The sequence below is a fragment of the Facklamia sp. P9177 genome (assembly GCF_050409585.1).
GTDB lineage: Bacteria > Bacillota > Bacilli > Lactobacillales > Aerococcaceae > Facklamia.
On the sequence record NZ_JBNUPE010000008.1, the window covers coordinates 31,926 to 45,625 of the forward strand.

Genomic DNA, 13,700 nt, shown 5'->3' on the forward strand with positions numbered 1-13,700 from the left:
GTCAAGCGACATCAACGGTCGCAATAGCTTTTCTAAGACCGATGTCGAGCGAATATTTATGGCCAATAATCTACGTCAATACGCAAAGTAGCGAGCCCAGATTGGAAAGTAACTTTCCAATCTGGGCTCGCTGTAAATTTTGAGGCAAGGCTGAGCAGCCCTTTTGTTCCAGCCCCTTGTTTTTATGATTGAAGCCTTTAGGAAATAATTGATTGATAGAGTTTTTCATAGCGGCTAATTATTTCATCCCATTTGAAGGGGTTGATTGCTTCTAAAGCATCTTGAGACAAACGTTCATAATGGTTTAAAATATAAAGAATTGCTTGATCGAAAGCTGTTTGATCAAATCGATCTACAGAAACGCCTACATGGTAATTTTTAAAAAATGAATCGAATCCTTCGTTTTGAGTATAGATTACTGGCAAACCTTGACTCATTGCTTCTGGATAGACTAATCCAAAGGTTTCAGGGAAAGATAGTAGGGCGAAAAGATCCATTGAACGATATAAACTGACCATTTCAGCTTTGTTTAAAGCGCCGTGGTAGGTAATATGATCCATTGCTTGCAATTGCTTGAGAATTTTAGCATCCCAATTGGGACCAGCAATATGTAACTCCGCTGCTTGGTATTTTTTTGAAAAGTGTTCGATCATTTTAGCTAATTCAACAAAACGTTTACCAGAAGATACTTTACCAGCGGTTACAATACGCAGTGGCTGATGACAAATAAATTTCTTTTCATTGAAGCGATTGTTATGCCAATAATCATCAATGCCGTTAGCAATGACCTGGCTTTTACCTTTAAGATTATCCAATTCTTTAGTGGGTATAAAGCGATTAAAAACCTGTTGGTAAGTATTTTGTGAAATAAAGATAATCTGCTTGGCATCGCGCAGAATATCTAAGCCCACATTTCGCATCCATGGCATTTTTTCAAAAAAAGTATGTAGGTCCGCATTGCGTACAGCAACAATATAGGGGACATGATATTTAAGATAAACTTGTCTAGCTAACCAACCATTTGAAAAGAGTGAGTGTGCATGAGTAAGATCAAAGCTATCTAAACTGTATGATTCTTTTAAATCTTGCCAAATCTTATGGTGTTTAAGTGGAAAAAACCAGCGCATCCATTGATCGTGATTTCTAGATAGATTTAAGTAATCTCCACTAGCTGCTACTCTTTCTTGAGGGAATTGATGCGAAATGGGGACATAAACTTTTAATTTATGTCCCTGCTTTACTTGACGATCATAGACTTGTTTAAATAAACCAGAAGTTGAGAAATAGGAATTAATATGTAAAATATCCATATTATCTACTCTTGCCCTTCTTCGATTAGGGCTTCTAATGAAGAAAGTCGATTTTCTAAATCTTCAACTTTTTGATTCATGGCAGCTTGACTGCCTTCATATTCTTTCGTTGTTGGAATAGAGAAAGCTTTTACAGACAGATAAACAAGTAAGAAGAAAATAATGATGCCGATGATTAGAAGCGGCCAACCGGTTCGGTCTACCCGTCGATCTATTTCTTCAATGTGTTTGGTTATTTCTTCTTCAAAATTTGTGTTAAAGTTTGAAGGGGTTACCATCCTTAACACCTCCTTCTAAAGTGATTAAAATGCCCATTCACCTTTACGGAAGATCGGGGTAACAGTACCATCTACTGAGATTCCATCAACATTCATTTCCGCATTTCCTACCATAAAGTCCACGTGAACATTCGAGCGATTAAGTCCCACTTCCTCTAGCTCTTTTTGGCTCATTTTAGCACCATTTTTTACAGAAGTAGCGTAGGCTTGTCCTAATGCGATGTGGTTAGAAGCATTTTCGTCAAATAGAGTATTGAAGAAGATAATGCCTGATTGAGAAATTGGTGATTGATGCGGAACAAGCGCTACTTCACCTAAGGAATCAGAACCCTCATTTTCTTCTACCAGTTGACGTAAGGTTTCTTCACCTTCTTTGGCTGATACTTCGGTAACTTTACCGTCTTTGAAAGTGAATTTCATTTCATCAATTATAGTTCCACCATAAGCTAATGGTTTAGAAGAAGAAATATAGCCCTCTGCACGTCTTGAATCTGGAGCTGTAAAGACTTCTTCTGTAGGCATGTTAGCAATAAAGACTTCGCCTTTTTCATTAAGTGATCCGGCACTTTCCCAGACATGGTTTTTAGGTAAGCCGACAGTGAAATCAGTTCCAGGTCCTGTATAATGCAACTGATCGAATTGTTGTTCATTAAGGAAGCGTGCTTTTTCGCTAAGACGTTCTTCATGTTCATCCCAGGCTTTAATTGGGTCTTCTTCATAAATACGTGTTGTTTTAAAAATTTGATCCCATAAAGCGTCTACTTGTTCTTCAGAAGTTTTTAGTTCAGGGAAAACAAGAGCAGCCCACTCTTTACCTGCACCTGCAACAACTAACCATGAAACAAGATTTGATTGTGTCGCAATACGTACATCTTTCATAGCTTGAGAAGAAGCACGGTTTGCTGCGTTTATTTTTGCAGGATCAATTCCTTTAAGAACATTTGGATCACTTGAACGTAGTGAGATACGTTTAGCTCTTTTTTCTACAAAGTAATTGCCTTCATCAATTATAAATTGCGGAATATCGGTCAGTGTTTCTTCAGATTGATGGGTAAAATGAAGACGAGTTAATGTATCGTCTGCCCAATTTACTTTAACAAACTTAGCACCTGCTTTGTAAGCAGCTTCAGTCACTAAGCGAACTAATGGGGCTTGATCAAGATCAGCGAAAATTAAAATATAATCTTCTTTACTAACTGCAATTCCTTTATTGACGATTAAGTTTGCATATTTTTCAAGAAGTTGATCAAAATTTTTTAAAGTCATAGTATACCTCTTTCCTTATTGATTTAATTTTTCAGCAATACCATCAGCTAAAGCTTGAAGACGTTCAATATCCTCACCTTCGGCATTTAAGTTAATTTTACATGATGGGCCACCAGCTTGAGCGCCTACTTTTAAAAATTGTTTTTCAAAGTGATCGACAGCACCACAAAAGACTTCATAGTAAGTATCGCCTGAACCAAAAACACCAAAGACTTTATCTGATAGATCTAATTCACCCAAATCATCGTAAAAATCTAGCATTTCGTCTGGTAGTACTCCATCGACTCCGTAAGTATAAGAACCGATTAATACAGCATCATATTCTAAAAAGTCTTCTGCATCTGCTTGCATGACTTCAACCACATCAGTAGTGATACCGTGAGCTTCAAGACGCTCAGCAATAATATCAGCCATTTCTTCGGTATTTCCAGTAAGACTTGCAAAAATGATTAATGCCTCTGCCATTATATTCCCCCTTAAGGTTAAGTTGTTTTAAACCTTGTGTTATTATATCAAACTTCATAGCAATTGTGGACCTCAATTCCTATTAGGTTAAGAAGTAGGAGTAAATTTAGGAAGAAATTATGAAGAATGAATCTAGCTAGATTTGTTATGCTATAATTAATCAGAATATAAATAAGCTAAGGATGGAGGCTATATATGTCAATCTTAGTTACAGGTGGAACTGGATATATCGGCAGTCATACAGTTATTGAACTATTAAACAATGATCAAGAAGTAATCGTTGTCGATAATTTTTCAAATTCAAAACCAGAGGTTTTAAATCGTATTCATACAATTACTGGTAAAAACGTTACTTTTTATCAAACTAACATTGAAGATAAACAGGCAATGGCTCAAATTTTTAAAAATCATCCTGTTGATTTAGTCATTCATTTTGCTGGCTATAAGGCTGTTGGTGAATCTGTTGAAAAACCTTTAAAGTATTATCATAATAATCTTAGTGGTACAATTACCTTGCTCGAAGTCATGCAGGAAAACCAAGTCAAAAATATTATTTTCTCATCTTCAGCAACTGTTTATGGTGAGGCACATAAAGCGCCATTTGATGAATCAATGCCGACGGGTGAGGCTAGTAATCCTTATGGTTATACAAAATTAGTCTTAGAAAAAATATTGCAAGACTTATCGTATTCTGATTCTGAGTGGTCGGTGACTTTATTACGTTATTTTAATCCTATTGGAGCACATCATTCTGGCTTGATTGGTGAAGATCCTCAGGGAATTCCTAATAATTTAATGCCATATATTACTCAAGTAGCAATCGGTAAGCGCCGTGAATTGCAAGTGTTTGGTAATGATTATCCAACACACGATGGAACAGGTGTGCGTGATTATATTCATGTAGTAGATCTTGCACAAGGTCATCAAAAAGCGATTAGCCACAATCTAAAAAATAAAGGTGTCGCAATATTTAATCTGGGGACCGGTCAAGGTTATTCTGTCCTAGATTTAATTAGGGCATTTGAAAAAGCCAATCAAGTCCAAATACCTTATCAAATCGTGGATCGTCGTCCAGGGGATATCGCGATTGCCTATGCCAATCCTGAAAGGGCTAATCAAGAGTTGAATTGGAAGGCTCAAAAAAACTTATATGCCATGTGTTTAGATTCATGGAATTGGCAGAAAAAAAATCCTGAAGGATTTTAATGATAAATTGAACGGAGGAAGCATATGTTTCCAGAACAGAAATCAGACAAACGTCCTTTTTTTTCAAAAAGACTTTTGGTCTTTTTTCTTGTAATGATTCTTTTAGTTTTTTCTACTTTTCTCTTTTTTGGCTATCTGGATGATTTGAAAAATTCTTTCCAAGGCACCTTTGTCCATAATCCTTCTGAATGGCAATACTATACTATTGGACAAGAATTACTAGAAAAAAAAGATAGGTCTTTTGAAGACTTAGCAAAAGATGGCATCGAGCTCTTAGTTTTGAGCTATGATTACAGTCAAGCAGGCCGAATTGGGGAGAAAAGAATTAAAGAAATAACTTATTATTTATGGGATTTTAATCAAGAAAAGATAGTCCAAGTCAACATCGATCCACAATTAGATTTATTTATATCAGATACTAAAATGTCAAAAACAATCAGAGAATATGGTTTAAAGCAAGGAGAGTTAGCTTTAGTTGAACAATTGACGCAATCATATAATTTGCCCATTGATTTTTTAATTGTCTTAGATCTTGATAGGTTAGAAGAAGTTGCTAAAAAGAACTCTAATGGAGTATTATTCAAAAATATTAACAATGATGATCGGCAAGAACAAAAGACAAGTCAAATTATGGCTGACAATTTAATGGATTATCATCACTTTTTAAAACTAGCCAAAGAATTAAATCAAACGGATTACCTGGTAAAAAGTAACATTGGTTTTAACCATTTTTTAAAATTTACTCTCTACTATAATCTTCAAAAGGGTCAAAAAACTGAAACATTTGACCTATCTAGCACACAAACAAGAAGTGAAAGAGAAAGATTACTAGAATCCCTAAATTTTAATCAGTAGAAAGTCGTATAAGGAGGAAGCTTTTGCAAAAAATTAGAATCCTACATCTAATGTCATCTTTTGGAGGAGGCATTTCTACATTTATTCACAATTTAGCTAAAGAAGCTAGCAATCAAGAGATGGTTTTTGATGTAGCTACCTACAGTCAAGTTCCTGACTATTTTAAACAGACGATTGAAGAGACGGGTGGTCAGATTTATTTTCTGAATAACCCCAAAAAAACTTCTTGGCAATCCTTTAAGAATAGTTTTGCTAAAGCTTTTCAAGAGAATGCCTACCAAGTAGTTTATAGTCATATTGCAGGTTACCGTTCAGTCATTTATTATTATTTAGCCCATCAATTCCAAAAGGATACGCCCTTTGATTTCTATATTCATGGGCATTACCGTTATGACAAAAATCCAGCTTTAAAAAATAAATTGATGCAAGTTTTTGATGCGCAAGTCAATAGAAGATTGTCTCGTTTACCGATTGGATGTTCTCAACTTTCAATAGAAGAATTGTTTGCTTTGAAAGTTGGAGAATCCTCTGTGGTTATTCCAAATAGCATAGAGCCCAATGATTTCTTTATCGATTTTGAAAAGAAGCGAACAAGTCGTAAATATTGGCTAAGCAAATTCACTAAGAAAAGCAAACAAAGTCTAATAATTGGACAAGTGGGGCGTTTAACGGCAATTAAAAATCATCCTTTGACCTTAGAAGTCATAGCTTATAGTAAAAAGCAGCATCATCCCTTGCGTTTAGTGATTGCTGGTGAGGGGGAAGATCGGGATTTTTTAGAAAAAGAGGTAGAAAAAAAAGAAATTGATGCCCAAGTTTTCTTTGCTGGCAGAATTAGTCCGGTTGCTAATTTATTAGCCGGTATCGATTTATTAATTATGCCCTCTTTTTCTGAAGGTTTTGGCACGGTAGCCATTGAAGCTCAAGCGGTAGGCATTCCCGTGCTTGCCAGCGATCAAATAAGTCAAGAAGTAGACTTGGGCTTGGGGTTGATTCAATTTTTATCTTTAAATTGTGAACCTAAAGAATGGTATCAGAGGCTGATTGAATTTTATCATCAAAGTTCAACTAAAATTCCCACTGATGAAGAACGATTTAGAAGTATACAAGCTAAGTCCCTTACTAATGAAGCTGCAGCCAAGCTGTATCGCCAGGTGTTAGATCATCAAGTGAGCCATTTTCGGATAGATTCGAGGTAATATATGAAACATTTTATGAAAAGATTAACAGGGTTTTCCTTAGGACCGATTATTGGTGCATTAATTTCACTGATTCAAATCCGCATTTTGACTCAGTTGTTAGTAGCAGACCAATATGGGGTTTCAGGATTGTATCGAAACTTAATCTTAAACATTCCTAATTTTCTTTATATTGGTCTCGATCAGGCTTTTTCTCGTGAATTTCATCAAGCTGCATCTAAAAAACACCTTTTTCAACAAGCAATTATTATCCCGATCGGGATGGGAATCCTTCTATCATTTGTTATGCTTGTTTTTAATCAGACCATTGCGAATTGGTTGTTTAGTGATCCTAACGCAGGCTATATTGTGATTTGGAGTACAATTTTACTTATTTCAATGATTATTGAACGCTTCGTACTCATTTCTATTCGTATGCAAGAAAAAGCAAAAGAATATTCTGGCTTTACCATTTTATTAAAGAGTTTAATTTTTGCAGTTTCCTTGTCTATAATTGCTTTGGGCATTCGCGATTTTCGTGTAGTGGTTTTTGGAATGATTTTTGGTCAACTTATAGGGGATAGTTTTCTTTTCTTACGTTATAGAGATTTGTTATCGTGGAATGATTTTGTTGTTGACTATGACCTCATAAAAAAATTATTATCTTTTGGTTTTCCGCTTATGATTGCAATGTCTCTTAATTCGGTGCTCAATACAATTGATAGCTTAATGCTTCGGTCTTTTTCTACCAAAAAAGAATTAGGGTTTTATGCTGCAGGCATCGCGATTGTCAATATGATTGGTATTTTAAAGACAGCATTTGCAACCTTTTGGGTTCCTACTGCCTATCGATGGCATGATGAAGGCAAGTCAATGAAGCATTATAAATTTATTTCAGACGCTGTTCTTTTTGTTTTAACGGGTATCTTTTTTGGGATTCTTGTATTTCGCCCCTTGATTATGATGATTTTAGGCGAGGACTATCGTTCTGTTCAGTATATTCTTGGCTTGCTCTGTTTTCCTCATATTATGTATACACTTTCTGAAACAACGACACTGGGAATTGTTTTTTCACGCAAGACCTATTTTAATACATTGGTTTCTTTATTGGCTTTGATTCCTAGTTTTTTTATTAATCTCTGGCTCACTCCAAGATGGGGAGCTTTAGGAGCAGCCACCGCGTCATCCGGAGCCTACATCATGTTTTATCTAGCTAGAACTTATTTTTCAAGTCGGACAGGCTTTTATTTCAAACAAAGTAAACATCTCATGTCCATTTGTTTAATGTTTATTGCTGCCTTCATTAACACTAGTGATTATGCTTATCGTTTGTCTGTAACATTTGGCTTAGCTTTGGTCTGTCTCATTATTCAGTTTTCGACCATCCAAGATGGTTATCAAATCTGGCGTAATCCTGAGAAATGGGATTTTAATTAATTGTTCGAAAAGAAAGAGTAAGAAAGGAGTGGCCCATGTTTCTATATTGTTTACTTTTAGTTACGAGTGTTTTTTTAGGTTCGCAAATTTTAGCCGTTGAAACGCCAATTGCTCAAATTACCCTTTACCGAATTCTTGCTCTTTTTTCTGTTCTGATTCTTGCTTGGCAAATTTTACAAAAAGATCGAAAGCTTTTATTGGTGTTACCCTCTGCTTCAACACGTATGCTTTTTTGTTTTTTAGCTTGGTGGTTAATTGCTTTAACAACAGGTCTTTGGGCTGAAAATTTTAAAGATTGGCTGCAAGTTTCATTTTTAATGACGGTTGGCATGGCATCAATTGTGGCTATTTATTTTTGGGTGGGTACTAAAAGACAGTGGTTTCGTCTGGCTCAAGCCATGTGGGGGATGATGACTGTCTTAGTATTTTGGGGCTATATCGAAATTATCGGTAATATCTATGTATTTGCAGATATGACCAAATTGGATAAATATGGAACTTTTGATTCCCAACCCTGGACTCGGATTCCAATCACCTTTTTTGCCAATCAAAATGACTATGCTACTTTACTTTTAGCGTATGTCACCCTCTGTATGGTTCTATACTATTACAGTCAAAGATATTGGCAAAGGATGTTCTTACTATTAATGTTTGCATTAACAACATTTTTAATCTACCAAACTAGCTCAAGAATGTCCTTAATATGTTTAATTCTTTTTATCGGCTTACAACTAGTTCGCAACTTCAAGTTGGATCTTTTCCAAGGGAAAAGACTTTATATAATGACCGCCTTTATTATTTTTATGATGTTAATTCCACCTATACGTGAAAAAGTTTTTGAAGTGATTTTTCTAGGTGGTCCACAAGCAGGCTTATCTGGTGATACTAAGCGAATGAATATCTGGCGAAATGGTTTACTTTATTTGACCCAAACTTTTGGCTTAGGGGTTGGATCGGGGAATATCGAGCATTGGGCTAAAGTAAGACCTATCTGGCCAACTAATGAAATAACCAATATGCATAATTGGTGGCTTGAAATTTTAGTTTCTAACGGCATTCTTTCACTGTTACTTTATTTATGGGCATACATTGGAATGATAAGACGGTTGGAGTTTGTTGCTAGAGTGGGGAGAAAGACCTCTGTTTTACAAAGCAATATTTCTTTTGTATTCTATAGTTTTTTAATTATTTTTATTCTAGCAAGTATTACTAGTGCAAATAATATGTTGATTGAATGGCACTGGGTATTTTTTGCTTTAATTATAAGTTGGGTAAAAATAATCGATACAAAAGAACAAACGCAGGATTTTAAAAGTAAAAGGAGTTTAGGAATATGAGCTTAGCTACAGTTTTTCACGAGTTATACCGCTTTATTAAAAATAATTTTAGAAGAATTATGTTTGGATCAGTTATTATCTCATTATTAGTTGTAGGAGGAAGGTATGTCGTCAACCGCTTAATAAATAGTGATAAAATTGAATCATATAATTATCTAGCCCATGCCTATCAACAAGACCCAGCTTCATTCCAAGTGATTGTTACAATGGAAGATGGCAGTCTGTTTTCAACTGCGGCTGTCTTTGATGACTATTTTGCGACACCAACTATTATTAAACAAATTGAAGCAGAAACTGGTATCGAGTTTGGAAAATGGCTTCAAGCAGAAAAAAAACTTGAAATGTATAAGACCAACACTTTTCGAGGTGGGCTTGCAGGAATTCGAGATGCCGCTTCAAATGTTATTACTTTAAGATTTTTGGTGGGGAATAATGCTGAAGAAAACTTAAAGATAGCCGAAGCATATGCTGAATTATTAGAAAAACAAAAGCTACCTTTCCTCGGGAAAAATACTGTCTCAATCATTCGGTCACCAGAAATTGGAGAAATGATTCCAATTGATTTGATCGAAGAAGTTCCTAGTAGGGAAACTTTGACCCCATTTCAAACTAAAGAGGCTAAAGGAAGTATTATCTATGGCTTATTGGGTCTCTTTTTAGGCGCTATTTTATCGATAGCTTGGAGCATGATTGCACATTATCGAAGACATAAAATAGGCTATGCTTTTGATTATACTTGGGGAATTAATGATCTGCATTTTATTTATAACCGTCAAGATAATCGAGAAGTCTTAGAAAAATTAATTCGAACTCCTAGTGATAGTCAGCGAGTAATCCTTAGACAACAAAAGCATCAAGAAGTGAATGTTCAAGAACTAATCTCTCCTGAAGGAAACACCTACGGAGTGCAAGCGACTAACTTAGCAAGTCTTGATGCAAACTTTTCACCAAATGAAATTGTTATCGTCTTAGACGCTAATATTACCGATAAAAAGTGGTATAATGACCAACGCCAATTGGCAGAGCTTTATCAAGCAAGAATCAAGATAATTCAGATTATTTAAGGAGAATTGTGAGATGAATTCAAAATCAGGATTGGTGTCGATAATAACCCCTGTTTATAACGCAGAAAGATTCTTAAAAAAAACCATCGAGAGCGTGCTTAATCAGAGTTATCAGAATTGGGAGTGGTTGTTAGTCGATGATTGCTCAAATGATATTAGTGTGAGAATAATTCAAGAATTTGCACAAGAAGATAGCCGTATTCAATTGGTTAATTTATCAAAAAACTCTGGTGCCGCAGTGGCAAGAAACAAGGGGCTTGAATTGGCTAGAGGTAGATATATTTCATTTATTGATAGTGATGATGTTTGGGAATATTGTAAGTTGGAGAAACAATTAGCATTTATGCAAGAAAAGGCGCTATCTTTTACTTATACAAATTTTTCCTTAATAGATGAAAGTGGAGAAACCCTTAAAGAAACAGTAGATTTACCAGAACGTTTAGATTATAATGGCCTTCTAAAAAACACAGCCATTGCTTGCTCTACAGTAATGATTGATCGTGAAAAAATAGGAGACTTTAGAATGCCTTTAGTGCGGAAAGGACAAGACACAGCAACTTGGCTAATGTTAATGCGTGAACGAAAAATTGAAGCTTATGCTTTAAATGAAGTGCTTAATCACTATCGTCAAGTTTCTGGTTCTATTTCCTCCAACAAGCTTTCAGCTCTTAAGCGAACATGGTACACTTATCGCCATTTAGAAAAATTACCACTATATCAGTGCATATATTATTATAGTCATTATGTTTTTCAGGCAATTAAAAGGCGGTTATAATTTAACAAGCAATTATATAAGATAGCTAAATAAGGTTAGGAGACAAAAATGAATATATATCAAAATTTAATTGAAGGTAAAACAAAGTTAGCAGTTGTAGGTTTAGGGTATGTGGGTATGCCGATTGCCATAGAATTTGCTAAGCACATTGAAACAATTGGCTATGACAACAATGTTCATAAAGTGGAGCAATATTTACAGGGTATCGATCCAACTCTAGAGGTTGGAGATGAAGCAGTCAAGAATACAAATTTAGCTTTCACCTACGACCAAAGTAGGCTAAAAGAAGCGAACTTTATTATTGTTGCGGTTCCAACGCCTATCAATCAAGATAAGACACCTAATTTAGATCCGGTTATTTCAGCCACAAGAACCGTAGGTAAAAACATGTCTAAAGGGACTTTAGTTGCTTATGAGTCAACGGTTTATCCTGGGGTTACTGAGGAAATGTGTATTGAAGAACTTGAAGAAAGTTCAGGATTAGTGCATGGTGTTGATTTTTGGGTAGGTTATTCACCTGAAAGAATTAATCCAGGAGATAAGGTCCATACTTTACCAAAAATTAAAAAGATCGTTTCTGCTACAACTGCTGATGCTTTAGATACAATGGCTAAAGTATATGAACTAGTAATTGAAGCGGGTGTTCATCGTGCACCAAGTATTAAAGTTGCTGAAGCCGCTAAAGTTGTTGAAAATAGTCAAAGAGATATTAACATTGCATTTATGAATGAGTTAGCTCTCGTTTTTGATCGAATGGAAATTGATTCGCAAGATGTTATTGATGCCATGAATACCAAATGGAATGCTTTAGGTTTCACACCAGGACTAGTGGGAGGACACTGTATTGGTGTAGATCCTTACTACTTTGTTTACGAGGCAGAAAACTTGGGCTATCATAGTCAGATTATTCTTTCTGGTCGCCAAATAAATGATCAAATGGGAGATTTTATTGGTGATAAGTTGATTAAGCTCATGGTTAAGGCGGGTAAAAAAGTAACAGACTCTAAAGTAGTTATTTTGGGTCTAACTTTTAAAGAGCATACACCAGATACGCGCAACTCAAAAGTTGCCGATATTATCAATTATTTAAGGACTTTCGATATTGAGCCTGTTGTAGTAGATCCTTGGGCTGAATCAAGTGATGCCAAAGCAGAATATGATGTTGATTTAACAGCGTTCGATCAAGTTCAGGATGCGGATGCTGTTATCTTTGCAGTAGCTCATCAGGAATTTCGAGAACTAAATAATACAAGCATCGAAAAATTGTTTAATGCAAAATTATCACCTAAAGAAAGAGTTCTTATAGATGTCAAAAGCATACTGGATGCTGATTATTTTAAGGAAGCTGGCTATACTTTTTGGCGCTTATAATAATAGCTGGCTCTCAAGCACTTTATCGAACAGGATAAATAGTTTGAGAGTTTCCTTAAGTAGTTTGCGTATCAGAATGTTTATTATTGGAACACTTGATCCTTTGAAAACAAATATGAGGTGATAAAAATGAGTATTAAGAAAATTTTCTTAATATTTTTACTTCTACTTATTTTTCCTTTTGACAAAGCGGTGGCTTTAGCTAAATACAATTTACCAGAATTGAGTCAGATTGATGCGATAAAATCAAATGCTAGTGTTGATGAATTAATTGATTCAATTCCTGCTGAGGGAAATTTAAATGATCCCAATTTACTTTTGGTGAATCCAAGCAACCCAATCAACAATCAAATTGAAGTTGATTTAGTTACTTCAATTGAAGGAATTCCATATGCTGCTAACATTGAAGAAAAACTTAGTCAGCTGTTACAAGCAGGTTTGGAGGATGGTTATCTATTTACAATTATTTCAGGATACCGTTCGACAAATCAGCAAGCAGGGTTAGAAAGTTCTAGAAAACAGTCTTTAATGGCGGTCGGTTATAGTGAATCAGAAGCGAGATATTTAACCAATTTATATACAGCACCAGCAAATGCCACAGAGCATATGACTGGGCTCGCTATTGATATATTAGGTCAAGATTGGACCAGCATAGGAGGAGGCTTAACTGAAAATTATAGCGAAACGGCATCGGCCCAATGGTTAGTAGAAAATGCAGCCAATTTTGGGTTTATTTTAAGATACCCTCAAAATAAGACAGAAATGACTACTTTTAATTTTGAACCTTGGCATTATCGCTATGTAGGTCAACTAAATGCGCAATTTATGATGGAACATGGGCTTACTCTTGAAGAGTACCTAGCCCTTATTGAAGAACGTGACCGGCGTAAAAAAATTGAAAAAGTAAAACAAGCGGCTGAAAATCAAGCGGTTGATGAAGCAAAAAGGTGGTTAGAAGAACAAAAGAAAACGATTGATAAACTGTTTTATAACTCATCAACTGATTAAATGACAAAGAGCTTGTGACCGAAGTTAGCTAAAACACCGTCCTTAACACTGTTAAACAGCGTTAAGGACGGTGTTTTAGTTTTATTAAATAAACAAAGAGTTGCCTACCTTCTGTTTAATATAACCCTAAAAAGGACAAATGAGTAACAA

General features: G+C 35.4%; 13 protein-coding genes. 9 read left to right on the top strand and 4 right to left on the bottom strand.

Going from position 1 to position 13,700, the window contains the following annotated elements; genetic code table 11:
- Window positions 1-197 precede the first annotated feature (197 nt).
- From ACQV18_RS05445 to ACQV18_RS05460, 4 genes are read right to left on the bottom strand one after another with little or no spacing between them, the layout of a single operon-like run.
- On the bottom strand, window positions 198-1,310 hold the full coding sequence (locus ACQV18_RS05445; protein WP_428873578.1) for a glycosyltransferase family 4 protein: 1,113 nt from the start codon (window positions 1,308-1,310) through the stop codon (window positions 198-200).
- Window positions 1,311-1,315: 5 nt separating this feature from the next.
- Window positions 1,316-1,588 (bottom strand): hypothetical protein, encoded by a 273-nt coding sequence (locus tag ACQV18_RS05450; protein ID WP_428873579.1) that lies wholly within the window; start codon window positions 1,586-1,588, stop codon window positions 1,316-1,318.
- Window positions 1,589-1,612: 24 nt separating this feature from the next.
- Window positions 1,613-2,854: an aminopeptidase gene (locus ACQV18_RS05455; RefSeq protein WP_428873580.1), complete on the bottom strand. Its 1,242-nt coding sequence runs from the start codon at window positions 2,852-2,854 to the stop codon at window positions 1,613-1,615.
- 15 nt (window positions 2,855-2,869) lie between these two features.
- Complete coding sequence (locus ACQV18_RS05460; RefSeq protein WP_428873581.1) at window positions 2,870-3,319, bottom strand: flavodoxin; 450 nt, start codon at window positions 3,317-3,319, stop codon at window positions 2,870-2,872.
- 195 nt (window positions 3,320-3,514) lie between these two features.
- On the opposite strand from ACQV18_RS05460, the gene galE reads away from it, so the two are divergent.
- The 9 genes from galE to ACQV18_RS05505 all read left to right on the top strand — a co-directional run bounded on the left by galE (window position 3,515) and on the right by ACQV18_RS05505 (window position 13,550).
- Window positions 3,515-4,525: a UDP-glucose 4-epimerase GalE gene (galE, locus tag ACQV18_RS05465; protein ID WP_428873582.1), complete on the top strand. Its 1,011-nt coding sequence runs from the start codon at window positions 3,515-3,517 to the stop codon at window positions 4,523-4,525.
- Window positions 4,526-4,549: 24 nt separating this feature from the next.
- Entirely contained in the window at window positions 4,550-5,380 is an 831-nt protein-coding gene (locus ACQV18_RS05470; RefSeq protein WP_428873583.1) for a hypothetical protein, read from the top strand.
- Window positions 5,381-5,403: 23 nt separating this feature from the next.
- A complete protein-coding gene (locus ACQV18_RS05475) occupies window positions 5,404-6,579 on the top strand; it encodes a glycosyltransferase (protein WP_428892679.1) in 1,176 nt (391 codons plus the stop codon).
- Window positions 6,580-6,582: 3 nt separating this feature from the next.
- Window positions 6,583-7,995, top strand: coding sequence for a lipopolysaccharide biosynthesis protein (locus ACQV18_RS05480; RefSeq protein WP_428873585.1), 1,413 nt, complete (start codon window positions 6,583-6,585; stop codon window positions 7,993-7,995).
- A 35-nt stretch (window positions 7,996-8,030) separates the two neighbouring features.
- Window positions 8,031-9,332: an O-antigen ligase family protein gene (locus tag ACQV18_RS05485; protein WP_428892680.1), complete on the top strand. Its 1,302-nt coding sequence runs from the start codon at window positions 8,031-8,033 to the stop codon at window positions 9,330-9,332.
- Window positions 9,329-10,396, top strand: a complete 1,068-nt coding sequence (locus ACQV18_RS05490) for a hypothetical protein (RefSeq protein ID WP_428873587.1) — start codon at window positions 9,329-9,331, stop codon at window positions 10,394-10,396. Before ACQV18_RS05485 ends, ACQV18_RS05490 begins: the two co-directional genes overlap by 4 nt.
- Window positions 10,397-10,409: 13 nt before the next feature.
- Entirely contained in the window at window positions 10,410-11,171 is a 762-nt protein-coding gene (locus ACQV18_RS05495; protein WP_428874867.1) for a glycosyltransferase family 2 protein, read from the top strand.
- Between the two features lie 48 nt (window positions 11,172-11,219).
- The gene (locus tag ACQV18_RS05500; protein WP_428873589.1) at window positions 11,220-12,542 is read left to right on the top strand and encodes a nucleotide sugar dehydrogenase; all 1,323 of its coding nucleotides are present in this window, start codon (window positions 11,220-11,222) and stop codon (window positions 12,540-12,542) included.
- 129 nt (window positions 12,543-12,671) lie between these two features.
- Window positions 12,672-13,550: a M15 family metallopeptidase gene (locus ACQV18_RS05505; RefSeq protein ID WP_428874865.1), complete on the top strand. Its 879-nt coding sequence runs from the start codon at window positions 12,672-12,674 to the stop codon at window positions 13,548-13,550.
- Window positions 13,551-13,700 lie beyond the last annotated feature (150 nt).

Excerpts from the sequence above, each read along its gene's own strand:
- ACQV18_RS05445 (WP_428873578.1), bottom strand. The coding sequence starts at position 1,310 with ATGGATATTTTACATATTAATTCCTATTTCTCAACTTCTGGTTTATTT.
- ACQV18_RS05450 (WP_428873579.1), bottom strand. The coding sequence starts at position 1,588 with ATGGTAACCCCTTCAAACTTTAACACAAATTTTGAAGAAGAAATAACC.
- ACQV18_RS05455 (WP_428873580.1), bottom strand. The coding sequence starts at position 2,854 with ATGACTTTAAAAAATTTTGATCAACTTCTTGAAAAATATGCAAACTTA.
- ACQV18_RS05460 (WP_428873581.1), bottom strand. The coding sequence starts at position 3,319 with ATGGCAGAGGCATTAATCATTTTTGCAAGTCTTACTGGAAATACCGAA.
- galE (WP_428873582.1), top strand. The coding sequence starts at position 3,515 with ATGTCAATCTTAGTTACAGGTGGAACTGGATATATCGGCAGTCATACA.
- ACQV18_RS05470 (WP_428873583.1), top strand. The coding sequence starts at position 4,550 with ATGTTTCCAGAACAGAAATCAGACAAACGTCCTTTTTTTTCAAAAAGA.
- ACQV18_RS05480 (WP_428873585.1), top strand. The coding sequence starts at position 6,583 with ATGAAACATTTTATGAAAAGATTAACAGGGTTTTCCTTAGGACCGATT.
- ACQV18_RS05485 (WP_428892680.1), top strand. The coding sequence starts at position 8,031 with ATGTTTCTATATTGTTTACTTTTAGTTACGAGTGTTTTTTTAGGTTCG.
- ACQV18_RS05490 (WP_428873587.1), top strand. The coding sequence starts at position 9,329 with ATGAGCTTAGCTACAGTTTTTCACGAGTTATACCGCTTTATTAAAAAT.
- ACQV18_RS05495 (WP_428874867.1), top strand. The coding sequence starts at position 10,410 with ATGAATTCAAAATCAGGATTGGTGTCGATAATAACCCCTGTTTATAAC.
- ACQV18_RS05500 (WP_428873589.1), top strand. The coding sequence starts at position 11,220 with ATGAATATATATCAAAATTTAATTGAAGGTAAAACAAAGTTAGCAGTT.
- ACQV18_RS05505 (WP_428874865.1), top strand. The coding sequence starts at position 12,672 with ATGAGTATTAAGAAAATTTTCTTAATATTTTTACTTCTACTTATTTTT.